At 69.0% G+C, this 19086-nt stretch carries 16 protein-coding genes; 5 read left to right on the forward strand and 11 right to left on the reverse strand.

All coding sequences use genetic code 11. The features are described from left to right. Positions 1 to 182: 182 nt before the first annotated feature. The 5 genes from pgl to tkt are packed head-to-tail and all read right to left on the reverse strand — an operon-like array spanning position 183 to position 6616. Positions 183 to 932, reverse strand: a complete 750-nt coding sequence (gene pgl, locus C7H75_RS12000; RefSeq protein ID WP_106851382.1) for a 6-phosphogluconolactonase — start codon at positions 930 to 932, stop codon at positions 183 to 185. Then, positions 925 to 1836: a glucose-6-phosphate dehydrogenase assembly protein OpcA gene (opcA, locus tag C7H75_RS12005; RefSeq protein WP_013415948.1), complete on the reverse strand. Its 912-nt coding sequence runs from the start codon at positions 1834 to 1836 to the stop codon at positions 925 to 927. Before opcA ends, pgl begins: the two co-directional genes overlap by 8 nt. Then, positions 1833 to 3374 (reverse strand): glucose-6-phosphate dehydrogenase, encoded by a 1542-nt coding sequence (gene zwf / locus C7H75_RS12010; protein WP_005513383.1) that lies wholly within the window; start codon positions 3372 to 3374, stop codon positions 1833 to 1835. The genes opcA and zwf overlap by 4 nt, the downstream gene beginning before the upstream one ends. Positions 3375 to 3377: 3 nt before the next feature. Next, a complete protein-coding gene (gene tal, locus C7H75_RS12015; protein WP_106852009.1) occupies positions 3378 to 4499 on the reverse strand; it encodes a transaldolase in 1122 nt (373 codons plus the stop codon). Between the two features lie 8 nt (positions 4500 to 4507). After that, positions 4508 to 6616, reverse strand: a complete 2109-nt coding sequence (tkt, locus tag C7H75_RS12020) for a transketolase (protein WP_084848180.1) — start codon at positions 6614 to 6616, stop codon at positions 4508 to 4510. A 204-nt stretch (positions 6617 to 6820) separates the two neighbouring features. Between tkt and C7H75_RS12025 the strand changes: the two genes are divergently transcribed. After that, positions 6821 to 7810, forward strand: coding sequence for a heme o synthase (locus C7H75_RS12025; RefSeq protein ID WP_064058613.1), 990 nt, complete (start codon positions 6821 to 6823; stop codon positions 7808 to 7810). A gap of 59 nt (positions 7811 to 7869) precedes the next feature. On the opposite strand, the gene C7H75_RS12030 is transcribed toward C7H75_RS12025, so the two are convergent. Then, entirely contained in the window at positions 7870 to 8835 is a 966-nt protein-coding gene (locus C7H75_RS12030) for a quinone oxidoreductase family protein (protein WP_064058614.1), read from the reverse strand. Positions 8836 to 8917: 82 nt separating this feature from the next. Between C7H75_RS12030 and C7H75_RS12035 the strand changes: the two genes are divergently transcribed. Next, positions 8918 to 9271, forward strand: coding sequence for a hypothetical protein (locus C7H75_RS12035; protein WP_106851383.1), 354 nt, complete (start codon positions 8918 to 8920; stop codon positions 9269 to 9271). Positions 9272 to 9337: 66 nt separating this feature from the next. Here the strand turns inward: C7H75_RS12035 and C7H75_RS12040 are convergent, their stop codons facing one another. From C7H75_RS12040 to mptB, 5 genes are all read right to left on the reverse strand, one after another. Further along, positions 9338 to 10312, reverse strand: coding sequence for a COX15/CtaA family protein (locus tag C7H75_RS12040; protein WP_064076846.1), 975 nt, complete (start codon positions 10310 to 10312; stop codon positions 9338 to 9340). 74 nt (positions 10313 to 10386) lie between these two features. Then, on the reverse strand, positions 10387 to 11970 hold the full coding sequence (locus C7H75_RS12045; RefSeq protein ID WP_106851384.1) for a hypothetical protein: 1584 nt from the start codon (positions 11968 to 11970) through the stop codon (positions 10387 to 10389). A gap of 68 nt (positions 11971 to 12038) precedes the next feature. Beyond that, a complete protein-coding gene (locus C7H75_RS12050; RefSeq protein ID WP_013415953.1) occupies positions 12039 to 12836 on the reverse strand; it encodes an ABC transporter permease in 798 nt (265 codons plus the stop codon). Then, positions 12833 to 13762: an ABC transporter ATP-binding protein gene (locus C7H75_RS12055; RefSeq protein WP_037085282.1), complete on the reverse strand. Its 930-nt coding sequence runs from the start codon at positions 13760 to 13762 to the stop codon at positions 12833 to 12835. The genes C7H75_RS12050 and C7H75_RS12055 overlap by 4 nt, the downstream gene beginning before the upstream one ends. 54 nt (positions 13763 to 13816) lie before the next feature. Further along, the gene (gene mptB, locus C7H75_RS12060) at positions 13817 to 15487 is read right to left on the reverse strand and encodes a polyprenol phosphomannose-dependent alpha 1,6 mannosyltransferase MptB (protein ID WP_005513370.1); all 1671 of its coding nucleotides are present in this window, start codon (positions 15485 to 15487) and stop codon (positions 13817 to 13819) included. A gap of 195 nt (positions 15488 to 15682) precedes the next feature. Between mptB and C7H75_RS12065 the strand changes: the two genes are divergently transcribed. Genes C7H75_RS12065 through sufD form a run of 3 tightly spaced genes read left to right on the forward strand, consistent with a single transcriptional unit; the run spans position 15683 to position 19070 of the window. After that, positions 15683 to 16381: a helix-turn-helix transcriptional regulator gene (locus C7H75_RS12065; protein WP_005513369.1), complete on the forward strand. Its 699-nt coding sequence runs from the start codon at positions 15683 to 15685 to the stop codon at positions 16379 to 16381. Between the two features lie 59 nt (positions 16382 to 16440). Beyond that, entirely contained in the window at positions 16441 to 17886 is a 1446-nt protein-coding gene (gene sufB, locus C7H75_RS12070) for a Fe-S cluster assembly protein SufB (RefSeq protein WP_013415957.1), read from the forward strand. Next, entirely contained in the window at positions 17886 to 19070 is a 1185-nt protein-coding gene (sufD, locus tag C7H75_RS12075; RefSeq protein WP_005513364.1) for a Fe-S cluster assembly protein SufD, read from the forward strand. Before sufB ends, sufD begins: the two co-directional genes overlap by 1 nt. Positions 19071 to 19086: the final 16 nt, after the last annotated feature.

Genomic DNA, 19086 nt, shown 5'->3' on the forward strand with positions numbered 1-19086 from the left:
AGCGACGGCCGAGGGAGACGACGTACCGGCGTCTCGGATCGCGCGGCGTGAGCGGACCACGGAGCCGGGAGCTGCTGGCTGCCGGGTGTCGGCCACGCGCGAACGTGACCGACACCGGAGAGCTTGCACCGCCGCGGAATCCGGGAACGGCTCTCGAGGACGAGTCGGAGTGACCGGTGAGCTCAGGAGCGGGGGAGTCCGCTCGCCGCGCCCTCGTCGAGCAGCCACACGGTCTTCTCGACGCCCCGAGCGCCCGCGGCCGGAATCTCGTCGGGGCGGGCGCCGCCGACCGCCGCGGCGACCGCGTCGGCCTTCGCCTCACCCGAGACGATCAGCCACACTTCGCGCGCAGATTGCAACGCCGGCAGCGTGAGCGTCACGCGCACCGGCGGCGGCTTGGGGGAATCGGTGACCGCCACCACCAACTGTTCCGCCTCACGAACCGCGTCGGTGTGGGGGAACAGCGAATTGACGTGCCCCTCTCCGCCCATGCCGAGTAGGTGCACGTCGAACAGGGGACCGGCGCGGCCCGCGGCGAACGTCTCGAGCACCTCTCCGTACGCGGCTGCGGCCGTGACCGGATCGCTGTTGTACGCGCCGTCCGACGCCGCCATGACGTGCACGCGCGCCGGATCGACCGGCACGTGATCGAGCAGTGCCCGGTGCGCCTGGACCTCGTTACGCTCCGGATCGCCGGTGGGCAGGAAGCGCTCGTCGCCGAAGAACACGTCCAGCGCGGCCCAGTCGATCGCCCCCGGGTTGGCGCGGACATGTTCGAGAAGGGCGATCCCCGTACCGCCGCCGGTGAGGACGACGGCGGCGGAACCGCGCGACCGTTGGGCCGCGACCACTGCATCGACGAAACGCTCGGCGGCCGCGCGCACGAGGGCGTCGGTGTCGGCGAAGCGGTGAATCTCGTTCGGATCAGACATATTCCACCTTCGACAGTCCGGTCAGGGCGGCCTCGTAGATCTCGTCGGGATCGAGACGACGCAGTTCCTCCGCGAGGCAGTCCCGGGTCTCGCGTCGCGCCAGGGCAACCAGTGCATCCGGCTGCCCGACGCGGCTCAGGGTTGCGGTGGTCTCGACCTGCGGACGGCTGATCGCGATGCGGTCGTCGTTGGTGAGCTGCAGTTCGACGAACAGCGGACCCGTCTGCCTCCGGACCGGGCCGTCGATACGGTCCGCAAGCCAGCCCGCCAGGATGTCGAGCGCAGGCTCGGTGGCCAGCCCCGACACCGTCGCGGACACGATCTGCTCGTGCGGCGGCTGATCCAGCGCCGACGTCAGCAGCGCACGCCAGTAGGTGATTCGACTCCACGCCAGGTCGGTGTCGCCGGCGGTGTACGAGCCGAGTCGGCTCTTGATGGTCGCGGTCGGATCGTCCGCACCGGTCGCATCGGTGATCCGGCGGATCGCCAACCGTCCCACCGGATCCAGTGCCGGCACGGTGGGGGCGTCGTCCGGCCACCACGCCACGACGGGGGTGTCGGGCAGCAGGAACGGCACCACGACACTCGCCTCGTGGTCGGCGAGCTCGCCGAACACGCGCAGGATCACGACCTCGGACGCGCCGGCGTCGCCGCCGACCCGGATCTCGGCGTCGAGATGTGTTTCCTCCGAACGAGATCCGCGCGCAACGACGATGACGCGACACGGGTGCTCCCGGCTGGCCTCGTTCGCGGCGTCGATGACGTCCTCGGAGTTCTTGCTGTCCCGCGTGCACACGACCAGCGTCAGGACCCGGCCCAGCGTCACGGCGCCACCGGATTCACGAAGCTCCACGAGCTTCTTGTTGATCGCCCCGGTGGTGGTTCCGGGCAGCTCGATGATCACGGCCTTCTCCATTCACGACCGGTGCGGCGCATCATTTCCTGCGCGGACGGCGGACCCCAGGTTCCTGCCTCGTACGGCTCGGGTTTGCCGTTCTCCGCCCAGTGCTCGAGGACGGGATCGAGGATCTTCCAGGACAGCTCCACCTCGGCATTGACCGGGAACAGCGACGGCTCACCGAGTAGAACGTCGAGGATCAGTCGCTCGTAGGCCTCGGGCGACGACTCCGTGAACGCCTGCCCGTAGCTGAAGTCCATGTTGACGTCCCGGACCTCCATGCTCGACCCGGGCACCTTGGAACCGAACCGCATGGTGACGCCCTCGTCGGGCTGGACCCGGATCACGAGCGCGTTCTGACCGAGATCCTCGGTCATGGTGGCGTCGAACGGCAGATGCGGCGCCCGCTTGAACACCACGGCGATCTCGGTGACCCGGCGGCCCAGACGCTTACCGGTGCGCAGGTAGAACGGCACGCCCGCCCAGCGGCGGGTATCCACCTCGAGGGTGATCGCCGCGTAGGTCTCCGTCTTCGAGTCCTTCGCGAAACCCTCCTCCTCGAGGAGTCCGACGACCTTGCGGCCGCCCTGCCAACCGCCGGCGTACTGGCCGCGGGCGGTGGTCTCGTCGAGCGGTTCCGCGAGGCGGGTCGCCGACAGCACCTTGATCTTCTCCGCCTGCAGTTCGGCGGGCTCGAAGCTGATCGGCTCCTCCATCGCGGTGAACGCGAGCAACTGGAGCAGGTGGTTCTGGATCACGTCGCGGGCCGCACCGATGCCGTCGTAGTAGCCGGCCCGGCCGCCGAGACCGATGTCCTCGGCCATCGTGATCTGCACGTGGTCGACGTAGTGGGCGTTCCAGATCGGGTCGAACAACTGGTTGGCGAACCGCAGCGCCAGGATGTTCTGGACCGTCTCCTTGCCCAGGTAGTGGTCGATCCGGAACACGGTGTCCTCGGGGAACACGTTGTTCACGACAGCGTTCAGTTCACGAGCGCTCTCGAGGTCGTGGCCGAACGGCTTCTCGATCACCACGCGCCGCCACTGGCCGTCCGCCGACTTGGCCAGTCCCGACCGCGACAACTGCTCGCAGACCGTCGGGAACTGGGCCGGTGGAATCGACAGGTAGAACGCGTGATTACCGCGTGTCCCGCGTTCGCGGTCCAGTGCGTCGAGAGTGTGCGACAACTCGGTGAAGGCCTCGGCGTCGTCGAAGCTGCCGTGGACGAAGCGGATGCCCTTCGCGAGCTGCTCCCACACGTCCTCGCTGAAGGGGGTGCGGGAGTGTTCGCGCACGGCGTCGTGCACCACCTGCGCGAAATCCTGGTCCGCCCAGTCGCGCCGAGCGAACCCGACGAGAGCGAACCCGGGCGGCAGAAGCCCTCTGTTGGCCAGGTCGTACACCGCGGGCATCAGCTTCTTGCGTGCCAAATCGCCTGTGACCCCGAAGATCACGAGGCCACAGGGGCCGGCGATGCGAGGCAGTCGCCGGTCCCTGCTGTCCCGGAGTGGGTTGATCCAATCGTCCGCCGCGGGTCCGCTCACTGATCAGCTCTCTCGGGCAGCGGCGAGCTGCTGCGAGGTCGCGTCGAGCAGCTCGTTCCACGAAACCTCGAACTTCTCGACGCCCTCGTTCTCGAGCACCAGGAAGACGTCGGTGAGATCGACGCCGACGGCCGCGAGCTCGTCGAACACCTGCTGCGAGGCGACCGCCGTCCCGGACGTGGTGTCCCCGGTGATCACGCCGTGGTCCGCGACCGCGTCGAGGGTGCTCTCCGGCATGGTGTTGACCGTGTTGGGCGCAACCAGTTCGGTGACGTAGAGGGTGTCGGGGTACGCGGGATTCTTCACACCCGTCGACGCCCACAGCGCACGCTGGGGGCGCGCGCCGCGCTCGAGCAGAGCGTGGAAGCGGGCGTCGACCTCGAACACCTCCTGGTAGGCGGCGTACGCGAGGCGCGCGTTCGCCACGCCCGCCTTGCCGCGCAACTCGAGCGCCTGCGGGGTGCCGATCTTGTCGAGCCGCTTGTCGATCTCGGTGTCGACGCGGGAGACGAAGAACGATGCCACCGAGTGGATCTCGGACAGATCGTGACCCGCGGTCACGGCAGCCTCGAGCCCGGTCAGGTAGGCGTCCATGACCTTGCGGTACCGCTCCACGGAGAAGATCAGCGTCACGTTGACGCTGATGCCCTCGCCGATCACCTTCGTGATCGCGGGCAGCCCGGCCTCCGTGGCCGGGATCTTGATGAACAGGTTGGGCCGGTCCACGATCTTCCACAGCTCGACCGCCTGCGCGACGGTCTTGTCGGCGTCGTGCGCCAGCCGCGGGTCGACCTCGATCGACACGCGGCCGTCCTTGCCGTTGCTGGCCTCGAACTGCGGTGCGAGCACGTCGCACGCCGCGCGGACGTCGTCGGTGGTCACCGTGCGGATGGTGTCCTCGACATCGGCGCCGCGGGCCGCGAGCTCACGAACCTGGGCGTCGTAGACGTGCCCCTTGCTCAGGGCGGCCTGGAAGATCGACGGGTTGGTGGTGACGCCGACGACGCTCTTGGTGGCGACGAGCTCGGCGAGGTTGCCCGACTGGATACGGTCCCGCGAGAGATCGTCGAGCCACACCGAGACGCCGGCCTCGGACAGCTTCTGCAGATTCGCGTTCTGAGTCATGGTGCGATTCATCCCTTCACTCGAGCGAGCGAGCGCTGCGCAGCAGCGGTGACGGCCTCGGCGGTGATGCCGAACTCGCGGAACAGGGTCTTGTAGTCGGCGGACGCGCCGAAGTGCTCGATCGAGACGATCTCGCCCGCGTCTCCGACGAAGCGGTACCACGGCATCGCGATACCGGCCTCGACCGCGACCCGCGCCTTGACCGTGGGGGGAAGGACGCCGTCTCGGTACGCCTGGTCCTGCGCGTCGAACCACTCGACACACGGCATCGACACGACGCGAGTGGGAACGCCCTCGGCCTCGAGCGCCTCGCGGGCGGCGACGGCGAGCTGCAGCTCCGAACCCGTTCCGATGATCACGACCTCGGGGGTGCCGGTCGAGGCCTCGGCCAGCACGTAGCCGCCGCGCGAGACACCCTCGTAGTGGGTTCCCTCGAGGACCGGGAGATCCTGGCGGGTCAGGGCCAGACCGGCCGGAGCGCGGGTGGCCTCGTCGGAACCCTTCTCCAGAACGGCCCGCCAGGCGTGGGCGGTCTCGTTGGCGTCGCCGGGGCGGACGACGTACAGACCGGGAATGGCCCGTAGTGCCGCCAGGTGCTCGATCGGCTGATGCGTCGGACCATCCTCGCCGAGACCGATCGAGTCGTGCGTCCAGACGTAGACCACCGGGGTCTTCATGATCGCCGCCAGACGGACGGCGGGACGCATGTAGTCACTGAAGACGAGGAACGTGCCGCCGTAGGGGCGGGTCGGGCCGTGCAGGGCGATGCCGTTGAGGATCGAGCCCATCGCGTGCTCGCGAACGCCGAAGTGCAGGGTCCGGCCGTACGGCTGGGCCTTCCACATGTCCGTCGAGATGGATTCGGGACCGAACGAATCGGAGCCCTTGATCGTGGTGTTGTTGCTCTCCGCGAGGTCCGCCGAGCCGCCCCACAGCTCGGGCAGGACCGGACCGACGGCGTTGAGCACCGCGGCGGACGCCTTGCGGGTGGCCAGGCCCTTGGCGTCCGGCTCCCAGGTGGGGAGAACGTCGGCCCAGTCGGCGGGCAGGTCGCGGCCGGTCAGACGGTCGAGGAGCTTCTTGCCCTCGGGCGCGCGCTGGACCCACTCGTCGTACAGCGCCTGCCACTCCTTGTGCGCCTGCACGCCGCGATCGACGACCTTGCGAGTGTGCGCGATGACCTCGGGCGCCACCTCGAAGCTCCGCTCGGGATCGAACCCGAGTGCCTTCTTGACCGCGGCGACCTCGTCGGCGCCCAGAGCGGCGCCGTGCGCGGCGCCGGTGTTCATCTTGGTCGGCGCCGGGTATCCGATGATCGTGCGCAGCAGGACCAGCGACGGCCGGTCGGTGACCTCGCGGGCCTTCTCGAGCGCCTGCTCGATGGCCACGACGTTCTCGCCGCCTTCGACGACCTGGACGTGCCAGCCGTAGGACTCGTAGCGAGCCGCGGTGTCCTCGGACAGCGCGATCGCCGTGTCGTCCTCGATCGAGATCTTGTTGTCGTCGTAGATCACCGTCAGATTGCCCAGCTGCTGCACCCCGGCGATCGAGGACGCCTCCGACGTCACACCCTCCTCGATGTCACCGTCGGACGCGACGACGTAGATGTGATGGTCGAAGGGGCTCTCGCCCGGCGCCGCCTCGGGATCGAACAGGCCGCGCTCGCGACGAGCGGCCATCGCCATGCCGACGGCCGACGCCAGACCCTGACCGAGGGGACCGGTGGTGATCTCGACGCCGCGGGTGTGGCCGTGCTCGGGGTGACCCGGGGTCTTGGAACCCCACGTGCGCAGCGACTCGAGATCTTCCAGTTCGAGGCCGTAACCGGCGAGGTACAGCTGGACGTACAGCGTCAGGCTCGAGTGACCACAGGAGAGGACGAAGCGGTCCCGGCCGATCCAGTCGGCGTCCGCGGGGTCGTGCCGCATGACACGCTGGAACAGCGTGTAGGCCAGCGGCGCGAGGCTCATCGCGGTGCCGGGGTGGCCGTTGCCCACCTTCTGGACTGCGTCCGCGGCGAGTACACGGGCGGTGTCGACGGCTCTGGTGTCCAGGTCGGTCCAATCGGTGGGGTGGACCGGTTGCGTGAGGACGCGGATCTCGTCTGTGATCGACACGGGCAGATGTCTCCTGACATGGTTGTACGTGGAGCCGGAGGTTGTCCGGAGGGTGCAGTGGGCGTCGCCGGACCTCGAGTGCGCCTCCAGCCTAGTGTGCCGCCCCGATCGGGTCGATTCGGTTCAGGGGTAGCCGCCGTCTACCATCGTTTGTAGTAGTGAAGTAGTAAGCGAGGATGTAGTCGCGTGGGGCAAGGAGAAAGCGTGCGTACAGGGCATCGGCCGAGCGGACACGGCTTCGGCGGCCCCTCCGGCACATCCGAGGCGAAGGCTGCGCGGGACACCACCACGCTGTGGGGGCGGGTGACGGCGACGATTCTGGCGTACGTCGCGCTGACGAAGCCGCGGGTGATCGAGCTGCTGCTGGTCGCGACCATTCCGGCGATGCTGCTGGCCGATCGCGGGCACATCGACCTGGTCCTCATCCTGAGCACGCTGTTCGGCGGCTGGATGGGTGCCGCGAGCGCCAACTCGCTGAACTGTGTGGTGGACGCCGACATCGACAAGGTCATGAAGCGCACTGCGCTGCGTCCTCTCGCGCGTCAGGCCGTCCCGACCAAGCACGCGTTCGTGTTCGGTATGACGTTGGGCGTCGCCTCCTTCGTGTGGCTGTGGTGGCGGGCGAACCTGCTCGCGGGCTTCCTCGTCGTCCTGACGATCGCGTTCTACGTGCTCGTCTACACGATGGTGCTCAAGCGCCGCACGTGGCAGAACGTGATCTGGGGCGGCGCGGCGGGCTGCATGCCGGTCATGGTCGGCTGGGCCGCGGTCACCGGCTCACTCAGCTGGGAGCCGGTGGTCCTGTTCCTGATCATCTTCTTCTGGACGCCGCCGCACACGTGGGCACTCGCGATGCGGTACAAGGAGGACTACAAGGCGGCCGGCGTGCCCATGCTCCCGGTCATCGCCTCCGAAACCCACGTCACCAAGCAGATCGTCATCTACACGTGGGCGACGGTGCTCGCGTCGCTGGCGCTGGTCCCGGCCGCGGGCTGGATCTACGCGATCGTCACTCTGCTCGCCGGTGCCTGGTTCCTGTTCGTCGCGCACCAGCTGTACAACAGCGTCCGCGGCGGCACCCCGATCAAGCCACTCAAGCTGTTCCTGCAGTCCAACAACTACCTTGCGGTGGTGTGCTGCGGGCTGGCCGTCGACTCGGTCCTCGGCTGGGACACCATCGGCAGCCTCTTCTGACCGGACGCGTACGACGAAGGCCCGCTCTCCGGAGCGGGCCTTCGTCGTACGCGCAGGCGTTACGGCACCAGCACGATCGAACCGGTGGTGCGTCGCCCCTCGAGATCCCGGTGCGCGTCCGCCGCCCGGTCGAGCGGGTAGCTGCCGCCCACCCGCAGCTTCAGCGTCCCGGCCGCGATCGCGTCGAGGACGGCGCCGGCCCGCCACGTGAGCTCCTCGCGGTCGCGCACGTAGTGGGCGAGGGTCGGCCTGGTGACGAAGAGTGAGCCCCCCGAGTTCAGGCGCTGGAGGTCGAACGGGGGCACCGGCCCGCTGGCGGCACCGAACAGCACCAGCGTGCCGCGAATGCGGAGCGAGTCGAGGCTGGCATCGAAGGTGTCCTTGCCGACGCCGTCGTACACCGCGGCCACGCCCTCGCCGCCGGTGAGCTCACGAACCTTGTCGGCGAGGCCGGCGTCGTAGCGCAGGACCCGCCAGGCCCCGGCTTCCCGCGCCAGCGCCTCCTTCTCGTCCGTCGACACCGTAGAGATGACCTTGACGCCCTTCGCGGCCGCCATCTGTGTCAGCAGCAGTCCCACGCCGCCCGCTCCGGCGTGGACGAGCACCGTCTCGCCGGCCCGGGCAGGATGAGCGGATTCGATCAGGTAGTGGGCGGTCATGCCCTGCAGCAACGCCGACGCCGCCGACTCGGGCGCGACCGCGTCCGGGACGTCCACTGCGACGGCGGCCGGGACGACGACCTTCTCGGCGTAACTTCCGGGCGCGGACGCCCACGCCACGCGGTCCCCGACGCCGAACTCCGACACCTGCGAGCCCACCTCGAGGACGACACCCGACCCCTCGTCGCCGGGGATGTACGGCACCTCGCGCGCGTATGTGCCGGTGCGGAAGTACGTGTCGATGAAGTTGACGCCGACGGCCTCGGTGGCCACCAGTAGATCGTTCGGGCCGACCGGCGGATCGGGCACCTCCGAGGGGACGAGAACCTCCGGACCGCCGAACCGGGACACCACGATTGCACGCATGTTCTTGTTCTACACCGACCTCGCGGTCGCGTCGGCGGACGGTCGTGTCGGCTCCGCGGCTACCGCACAGTAGTCTGACCCCATGAGCACCGATACCCAGAGCACCGCTGCGGCCCCGGTCCTGCCCTCGGGCACGGTCGCCGCCGTCCGGAAGTTCATCTCCGAGCACGGCGGATCCGCGAGCGCGGTCATCCAGCCGGTGGGTCGGGCGGGCGTGCGGATCACGCTCGTCGGCGCCGACGGCATCCTCGGCGACGAGGTCGTCGACAACGTCGCGATCGCGAACGCGATTGTCGCGTCCATCGACGAGCTCACCGTCTCCGAGTGGGACCGTGCGCTGACGAGCGTCGTGACGCCGCGTAAGGGCCACTTCGCGAAGATGGCCGGGTGGGTGGCCCATCAGACGTGCTTCCCCAAGGCGCGCAACGAGCGCTGACATACCGAGAAGGCCGGGATCCTGCGATGCAGGGTCCCGGCTTTCGTCGTCGGTGGGTGCCGCCGCTCAGACGGAGGTGACCGCCTCGGCGTCGGTGCGGGCGTCGACCGGCACGCGGACCCGGCCGGCCGCGTACAGGGCCGCGGTCGCGGCGGTGCAGGCACCCGCGAGCGCGACGTGGATGGTCACCAGTGCTGCCGGGACGTGCGTCCAGAACTGCACCAGCCCGACACACGCCTGCGCGACGACGAGCCCGACGACCACCTTCAGCCGCAGCTTCACGGCGGCGCTCGCACCGACGGCGTAGAGCGCGAACCCTAGGCCGACGAGCAGAGCGAGGTAGGCGACGAGCAACTCGGCGTGCAGGTGCACGAGGTTGGTGATGTCGAGGTCGAGACGTTCGACGGTTCGTTCCGGGTTCTTGTCGCCCGCGTGCGGCCCGGCGCCGGTCACCATGGTGCCCGCGACGAGCGTGCCGGCCAGTGCGACGCCGGTCAGCGCCGTGAGCCAGCGGAGTTGCTTGGGGAGAGTGGTCACCTCGACGCCGCCGTCCGGCTGGTCGATCTTGTGGTAGAGCATCACCGACAGCCACACCATCGCCATCGACACCAGCAGGTGCAGCGCGACGGTCCACCAGAGGAGCCCGGTGAGCACCGTGATGCCGCCGAGGACGGCCTGGGCCACGGTCGACAGTGGCATCAGCCACGCGTAGGTGAGGACCTCGCGACGGCGTCCGGCACGGGTCACGGCCAGGACGACCGCCGCCGCGGTGGCGACCACCAGGAACGTGAGCAGTCGGTTACCGAACTCGATGAACTGGTGCATCCAGGGCGCCGTGGAGTCGCCGGTCGGAACGAAGCTACCCGGGTAGCACTGCGGCCACGTCGTGCAGCCCAGACCGGACGCCGTGACCCGGACCACCGATCCGGTGACGGCGATTCCGCCCTGCGTCACGATCACCGCGATCGCGATCCACTTCTGGACCGCCAGCGACGGCAGCGGTAGACGGTTGACCAGGTTCACAAACCCGCGATACAGCACGCCCCGATGGTAGAGGGCGATCCACTACGAGGTGTAGTTGGCCCCGGTTCGGTCGGTGTGACGTTCGACGGCGCTCACGACCCCGACGATCCGGTCGACCCACCGGAACCACCGGCGTCGGGAGCGATGGACACGATGCCGGAGATGGTTCCCTGCATGTACCGGCCGTCGTCGGTGATGAGCGCCGACATCTGCAGCGTGTCGCCGAGCAGCGTGCCGGTAACCGTCCTGGTGGTCTTCACTGCGCCTGTCTCGGGGTCGAGGACGGCGTACGCGAAACCGTCGAGCGGCGTCGTGGTGTCGAGTCCCTGGCGGACCATCGTGTAGATGTTGCCGTCGGCGATGGACAGGTGCGGGACCGCGGAGCTGCGGACCTGGTTCTGCCATTTCGTCTCGCAGCCGTTGCCGTCCGCGTCGACGTCCACCCGGGTCATTCCGCCGCGGAACGGCGCCGAGGCGGGCACCGCTTCACCGGCGCCGGCGGGGACCGTCGGGTACGGGTAGCCGTAGGTGCTTGCGACGAAGACAGAGTTACCGACGCCGATGGGGGAGTTCTCGCTGCCGCTGCCCGACCCGACACTGCCACTCACGCTGCCGGACAGGCTGCCGCCCGAACCGCCGGAGCTGTCGCTGCTGCCCGACAGGCTGCCGCCGTCACCTGGAGGCAGTACCGGTTCCTTGCAGACCTCCTCGCCGGACGCCGAACGGTACACCAGCAGGTTGACCTGGCCGTCGGCGTTGTCGACGATCGTCAGGTACTCGGAGCCGGTCACCGGACCGAAGTAGGTGGGCGTGGAACCGGTGCCCCAGCTGAGCTGCCCGGGCTTGCGTGCCGATCCTCGGTCGTACTCCCGCCGCCAGTCGATCGCGGGCTGGGCGTCCGGTCCCGCGCTGAGCTGATAGGTGGCGTGGGTGGTCGCCACCGCGGTGCCGTACTCAGAGGTCGAGATGCTGTTCTGCACCTGCTCGCCGTCCGGCAGTGCAATTGTGCGGGCGGCGCCCTGGGCGTCGACGGTGCCGACGATCCCGCCGCCCGTCGCGAACCACACGTTGCCCGCCCAGTCCGGTGCGAGACCCGTGACGTTGTCACCGTCCGGGATCGCAGTGGTCAGATCGACGCTGGTGTCGACGGCGAGCTGCCACGTGCCGTTCACCTGCTCGTGCCCGATGCGCAACAGGTGCCGGGTGCCGTCGACGACGACGAGACGATCGTCGGAGTCGAGGTACGCGTACACCCCGCCGAGCAGGCTGCCCTTGGTGAGCTGCAGTTGGGCGAGTGAGCCGCCGACCGGGAATGTCGGCGCCTCCGGGTCGATCAGGTGGACCGTGGGGTTCTGCCCGATCATCGTCGTGCACAGCGCCACGACCAGACCGTCCGAACCCTGCAGCAGCGTCGGGCAGGCCGACGCCAGCGGGTACTGCGCGATCGAGACGTCCCCCGTTCCCGGGCCGGCGAGGCGGGTTGCGTCCGAGGAGCCCGCGTCGCCGTGCATGGTCGACGTCCCGTCGGGGCCGAGGTGCGGGTTCGGGGAAGCGAGCGGGCCCCACAGGGGGGCCGCGTCGGCCGTCAGCGGTGCCAGGGCGAGGGCGAGTGCGCCGCACGCCGCGACGGAGGTTCGGCGGAGTCCGGTCATCAGGGAATCGGTCACGCCGGTCATTGTCGATCCGGCCGGTCGGTTCCGGGAAGTGTTTCGCCGGACACGCGCCGAATGCACGAATACTCGTGTCAGACGAACTTGAACGTCCTGGTCGCGACGAAACCGGTCACTGCGGCCCATGCCGCGAGGATGGCCACGCAAGCGAAGTTGACGGTCCCGCCGGTGGCGTCCTCGAGGGCTTGAGCCAGCGCGCCGGAGGGGACGATCTGGGCGGCGATCCGGACGCCGTCGTTGATCTGGTCCGCGAAGATCACGCTGCCGATGCCCGCCATCGCGAACCACAGGATGTTCGCGAGCGCGAGGACGATCTCGGCCCGCAGTGAGCCGCCGAGCAGCAGACCCATGCACGCGAACGTGACGGTGCCGAGCGCGATCACGACGGCGCCGAGGGCCAGGCCGAGCACGCTCGGCCGCCAGCCGAGCGCGAAGCCGATCGCGCCGAGGATCAGCGTCTGCATCGCAACGACGATCACCACCGCGGCGCTCTTACCGGCGATGATGCCCCACTTGGGCAACGGGGTCGCGCCCAGGCGTTTGAGCGCCCCGTACCGCCGGTCGAAGCCGACGGCGATGGCCTGTCCGGTGAACGCGGTCGACATGATCGCCACCATCATCACCGCCGGAACGATCGTGTCGACCCGATCGGTCCCGAAGTCGCCGATCGGCAGCAGCGTGAGGCCGATCAGCAGCGTGATGGGGATCAACATCGTGATGAGCAGCTGCTCGCCGTTGCGGAGCAGCAGTGTCAGCTCCAGCTTGGTCTGCGAGGCCAGCATCCGAGCGGGAGGCGCCGGCTGCGGATTCGGGGCGAACGTGCCGGCGGCGAAACGGTTGTCGGCCAAACGTTCGTGGTTCGTCACGCTCATCCCCTCAGATCCCGTCCCGTGAGTTCGAGGAAGACGTCCTCGAGCCGGCGCTGGTCGACCCGGATCTCCGTGGCGAGGGCGTCCTGACCCGCGCACCACGACGTGACCGCCGCGACGATGTGCGGATCGATCGCGCCGCGCACGACGTAGTCGCCGGGGGAGACCTCCTGCGCCTGGAAGTCGGCGGGCAGTGCCGCCTGCAGCGGCGTCAGATCGAGCCCGGGCGGGGCGACGAGGCTCAGCAGACCCTCCGCCCCGGTTCGGGTCACCTCGGACGGGGTGCCCGACGCGACGATCCTGCCGTGGTCGATGATGACGAGTTCGTCGGCCAGCTCCTCGGCCTCGTCCATCAGGTGCGTGGTCAGCAGCACACTGACACCGTCCCGGCGCAGCGCGTCGACCAGCTCCCAGACCAGCAGGCGCGCCTGCGCGTCCAGCCCGGCGGTCGGCTCGTCGAGGAAGACCAGTTCGGGGCGTCCGACGAGAGCGCACGCCAGCGACAGTCGTTGCTGCTGTCCGCCGGACAGACGGCGGTACGGGGTACGGCGGGCGTCCTGCAGGCCGAGGCTGCGCAGCAGCCACTCGGGATCGAGTGGATTCGCCGAGTACGACGCGACCAGGTCGAGCATTTCGCCCGCCTTGGAACCCGGATATGCGCCGCCGCCCTGCAGCATCACACCGATGCGTGGACGGAGGGCCGCCGAGTCGGCGATCGGGTCGAGTCCCAGCACCCGCACCGAACCGGCGTCGGGTGCGACGAAGCCCTCACACATCTCGACGGTGGTGGTCTTGCCCGCACCGTTCGGGCCGAGGAGCGCGAGCACCTGGGCCCGCTCGACCCGGAGTTCCAACCCGTCGACGGCCCGTACCTCGCCGAACGTCTTGACGACGCCCTCGAGCCGCACCGCGGGCTCACCCTTCTTCAACGTCGTCGCCGACGTTCTGCCAATCACGAGGATCCAGCCTAAGCCCCGGCCCGATCAGACCGGTGCGGTGGTCTGCTGCGCCCGCCACGGCAGCAGGTTCCGGGTGAGGATGATGACGGTCAGGCAGGTGAGGGTCGTCGCCACCGCGGCCTGCACGATCATGAACGGCTGATACTCGGCGCCGTTGGGCATCAGGATCACGCCGACGACCGACGAGAAGGCGATGGTCGGGACTCGGAACACCGGCCGGGTCGCCCATGCGGCCAGCGGGATCACCGCCCAGAGCAGGTACCACGGCTGGACCACCGGGAACAGCAACACGATCGCTCCGAGCGAGACGCCCAGCGCGCCCACCGGGTGGATGCGGCCGACGAGCACGGCGACCAGCATGCGCAGCGTGATGAACGCCGCGACCAGCGATGCGATCGGGCGGGTCAGGCTCAGCACGGCGGTGGTGTGGTCGCCGAGTCCCAGCAGGACGCCGACGAGCCCGGTCCCGAGACCCAGCAGGGTCGGGATGGACATCCAACTGCGCACCTCGGTCGCCGTACCCAGGGTCTGGGTCCAGCCCATGCCGAGACCGCTGGCGACACTGACGAAGACGGTCACCGCAATCGCGACCACACCCAGCAGTGCGGCGGCGGACGCGAGTGCCTTCGTGTTCGAGCCCCACCTGCGGGCGAGCGCCATCCCCACGAACCCGAGCGCGAGCAGGGACGGAATCTTGATCGTCGACGACAGCGCGATCAGCGTCGCACCCGCCAGCAGCAGCACGAGCGCGCGCCCCCGGATCGGATCCTTGCCCTCGACGGCGCGCAACGCGAGTTCCACGCCGGCGAGCATGAGGCCGATCATCAGCGCTTCGTTGTGGATCCCGGCGACCAGGTGGAACAGCACGAGCGGGTTCGCGGCGCCGAGCCAGAGGGCACTCACGCTCGACACCCCGCAGCGCCGGGCGAGCCGGGGCAGCGCCCACACGATCATCGCGACGCCGGCAAGGGCCAGGAGGCGGTGCAGGAAGATGCCCGCCACGATGTTGTCGCCGGTGAGCCAGGTGATCCCGCGGCCCATCCAGAGGAACAGCGGGCCGTACGGCGCGGGGGTGTCCCGCCAGATGTTGGGCACCGTGCGGGTGAGGACGTGGTCGACGCCCAGTGCGCCGGCCGGACCGATCTCGTACGGGTCCAGTCCGCGGGCCGTGATCTCGCTCTGGGCGAGGTAGGAGTAGACGTCCCGGCTGAACATCGGCGGCGCCACCGTGAGCGGGATCACCCACAGGAGCAGCGTTCGATCGAGTTGGGACCGACTGAGCTGGCGGATCGCACGTCCGCCCCGCATGCTGCCGACCGCGAACCGCCCCAGCAGTAGCCAGGCCAACACGACCATCACCGTGCCGGTCATCGCCATGCTCAGCGTCGCGCTGGGCATGCGGGCGGGAAGTCCGAGGATGCGCAGCCCCTGGACCGGGTTCTGCAGGACGGGCTGCGCGCCGGCGCCGAGGGCGCCGACCGCCATGAGGACGGCGCCGGTCGCGCCGAAGAGGCGAATCCGATGAAGCTGCCGCGTCTCGTGCCCGTCGAGTCCGGGCGCCTCCGGTTCGTCGCCGTGCAGGCGGTCCGACACGGAGGGTCGGTGGGAGCGGCCGTCGACGCCGAGCGCACGCTTGGCGAAGGCGGTCACCTTCTCGGCCCGAGACGGGGCCGGGGCTTCCGACTCGTGTTCCATCTCGGTCTGCGGCACACGGTGCAGCGTAGCGGTGCGAACGAGGGGTCCCGGCCGGGGTCGTGCGGGCAGGTCCCGAATCGGGTGTGTCCCGGATCACGCAGGTAACCCTTCGTGGACCGATGCGCTTAATTCCGTCACACTGGTGTTGTGAAATCGGAAGCGGCTCGACGCGCGAGTGGGGAAAGGGCAGGTCACGTGCCTGCTCAGACGTCCACGGGCGCGGCGCTGCCCGTGACCGGCGCGCACGAGGGACACACTCGCGCCGCGGTGGTGCAGTTACTCGTCGAGGAGGGGCCGATCTCGGCCACCGACATCGGCGCGCGACTCGGCCTCAGTGCGGCGGGTGTCCGACGCCATCTCGACGTGCTCATCGAGGCGGGGGAGGCGCAGGAAGCCAGTGCCGCCAGCTGGCGCCAGCGTGGTCGCGGTCGGCCGGCGAAACTGTTCCAGATCACGGCGGCGGGCCGCGGAAAGCTCGGCCACACGTACGACGATCTCGCGGGCGCGGCCATGCGTCAGTTGCGCGAGATCGGTGGAGACGCGGCCATCGAGGACTTCGCCCGTCGCCGGGTGCAGTCGATCGTCGGTTCGGTCGCTCCGGTCGACGACGACGAACCGGAGGCCGTCGAGTCGACGGCGGAGGAGATCGCCGAGGCGTTCACCTCGGCCGGTTTCGCCGCGTCGATCCGTCCGGTCGGCAACGGTGTGCAGATCTGTCAGCACCACTGCCCGATCTCGCACGTTGCGGAGGAGTTCCCCGAACTCTGCGAGGCGGAGCGGGCCGCGTTCGCGGAACTGCTCGGCACCCACGTCCAGCAGTTGGCGACCATCGCGAACGGCGACTGCGCCTGCACCACCCACGTTCCTCTCGCATTACCCCGAAAGACCTCATAGATGTTCTCTCCGGTGGACAGCTCACACCGGTACGTAACAAGACTCCGGAAGGAGCTCGCATGACCGTCACACCAGACCAGGTGACACCCGAGGCGCCCCTGTCTCAAGAAGAGACGATCGCCTCGCTGGGCAACTACGAGTACGGCTGGGCGGACGCCGACGTCGCCGGTGCCAGTGCGCAGCGAGGTCTGTCCGAGGACGTCGTGCGGGACATCTCCGCAAAGAAGAACGAACCCGACTGGATGCTCGACATCCGGCTCAAGGCGCTGCGCACCTTCGACAAGAAGCCGATGCCGCACTGGGGCTCGAATCTCGACGGCATCGATTTCGACAACATCAAGTACTTCGTGCGGTCCACGGAGAAGCAGGCCGAGAGCTGGGAAGATCTGCCCGAGGACATCAAGAACACGTACGACAAGCTGGGCATCCCGGAGGCGGAGAAGCAGCGCCTGATCGCCGGTGTCGCAGCGCAGTACGAGTCCGAGGTCGTGTACCACCAGATCCGTGAGGATCTCGAGGCACAGGGCGTCATCTTCCTCGACACCGACTCCGGTCTGCGTGAGCACCCGGAACTGTTCCGTGAGTACTTCGGCACGGTCATCCCGGCCGGCGACAACAAGTTCTCCGCGCTGAACACCGCGGTGTGGTCCGGTGGATCGTTCATCTACGTGCCGCCGGGCGTGCACGTCGACATTCCGCTCCAGGCCTACTTCCGGATCAACACCGAGAACATGGGTCAGTTCGAGCGGACGCTCATCATCGTCGACGAGGGCGCTTCGGTGCACTACGTCGAGGGCTGCACGGCCCCGATCTACAAGTCCGACTCGCTGCACTCCGCGGTGGTCGAGATCATCGTCAAGAAGGGCGGCCACTGCCGCTACACGACGATCCAGAACTGGTCGAACAACGTCTACAACCTGGTGACCAAGCGCACCAAGGTCGAGGCGGGCGGCTCGATGGAGTGGATCGACGGCAACATCGGCTCCAAGGTCACGATGAAGTACCCGGCCGTGTGGATGATGGGCGAGCACGCCCGCGGCGAGGTCCTCTCCGTCGCGTTCGCCGGCGAGGGTCAGCACCAGGACACGGGCGCGAAGATGCTGCACCTGGCGCCGCACACGTCGTCGACCATCGTGTCGAAGTCGGTGGCCCGCGGCGGCGGGCGCGCGTCTTACCGCGGTCTGGTCCAGGTCAACAAGGGCGCCCACGGGTCGAAGGCGACCGTCAAGTGTGACGCCCTGCTGGTCGACCAGATCAGCCGCTCGGACACCTACCCGTACGTCGACGTCCGCGAGGACGACGTGACGATGGGTCACGAGGCCACGGTCTCGAAGGTCAGCGACGACCAGTTGTTCTACCTCATGAGCCGCGGTCTGACCGAGGACGAGGCGATGGCCATGGTGGTGCGCGGGTTCGTCGAACCCATCGCCAAGGAGCTGCCGATGGAGTACGCCCTCGAGCTCAACCGCCTGATCGAACTGCAGATGGAAGGGGCGGTGGGCTAGTGAGCACCCCCGTGACGGGAGTACAGGGCGCGGCGGCCGGCGAGAACGTCGCCCCCGCGACCAACAAGGGTGAGGTCTTCACCTCGTTCGACGTCAACGCGTTCGAGGTGCCCGCCGGCCGGGACGAGGCGTGGCGCTTCACGCCGCTGCGCCGGCTGCGCGGGCTGCACGACGGCAGCGCCGTCGCGACGGCCCCGGCGGTCGTCGCGGTCCACGGCGACGTCCAGGTCGAGACCGTCGGCCGTGACGACGCCCGCCTCGGGCAGGGTGGCGTTCCGTTCGACCGGGTTGCCGCGCAGGCCTACTCGTCGTTCGAGTCTGCCACCGTGGTGACCGTCGGTCGGGAGACCGAGGTGGCCGCTCCGGTCCACATCGAGGTCACCGGACCGGGCGAGGGCGAGGTCGCGTTCGGACACCTGCAGATCCGGCTCGAGGAGTTCGCGAAGGCCACGATCGTCCTCGACCAGAAGGGCAGCGGCACCTACGCGGAGAACGTGGAGTTCGTGATCGGCGACAGCGCGTCGCTGACCGTCGTCGCGGTGCAGGACTGGGCCGACGACGCCGTCCACACCGCCGCGCACCACGCTCGGCTCGGTCGTGACTCGGTGCTGCGGCACACGTCGGTGAGTCTCGGCGGCGACCTCGTTCGCATCACCCCGACGGTCAAGTACGCCGCGCCCGGTGGCGACGCCGAGATGCTCGGCCTCTACTTCGCCGATGCCGGCCAGCACTTCGAACACCGGCTGCTCGTGGACCACTCGCAGCCGCACTGCAAGTCCAACGTCGTGTACAAGGGTGCGCTGCAAGGTGATCCGGAGTCGGGCAAGCCGGACGCGCACACCGTGTGGATCGGCGACGTGCTGATCCGCGCCGAGGCGGAGGGCACCGATACGTTCGAGCTCAACCGCAATCTCGTGCTCACCGACGGCGCGCGCGCCGATTCGGTGCCGAACCTCGAGATCGAGACCGGCGAGATCGTCGGCGCCGGACACGCCAGCGCCACGGGACGTTTCGACGACGAGCAGCTGTTCTACCTGCGGGCCCGGGGTATCCCCGAGGACCAGGCCCGGCGGCTGGTCGTGCGTGGATTCTTCCACGAGATCATCAATCGCATCGCCGTCCCCGAGGTGCGCGAGCGTCTCGAGGCCGCTGTCGAGGCCGAGCTGGCCGCGGTCGGCGCCTGATCCGGTTCGCCGCCCT

This window comes from Rhodococcus (subgen. Prescottella) equi, from assembly GCF_003013675.1.
In the GTDB taxonomy this organism is placed as follows: Bacteria; Actinomycetota; Actinomycetes; order Mycobacteriales; family Mycobacteriaceae; genus Prescottella; species Prescottella equi.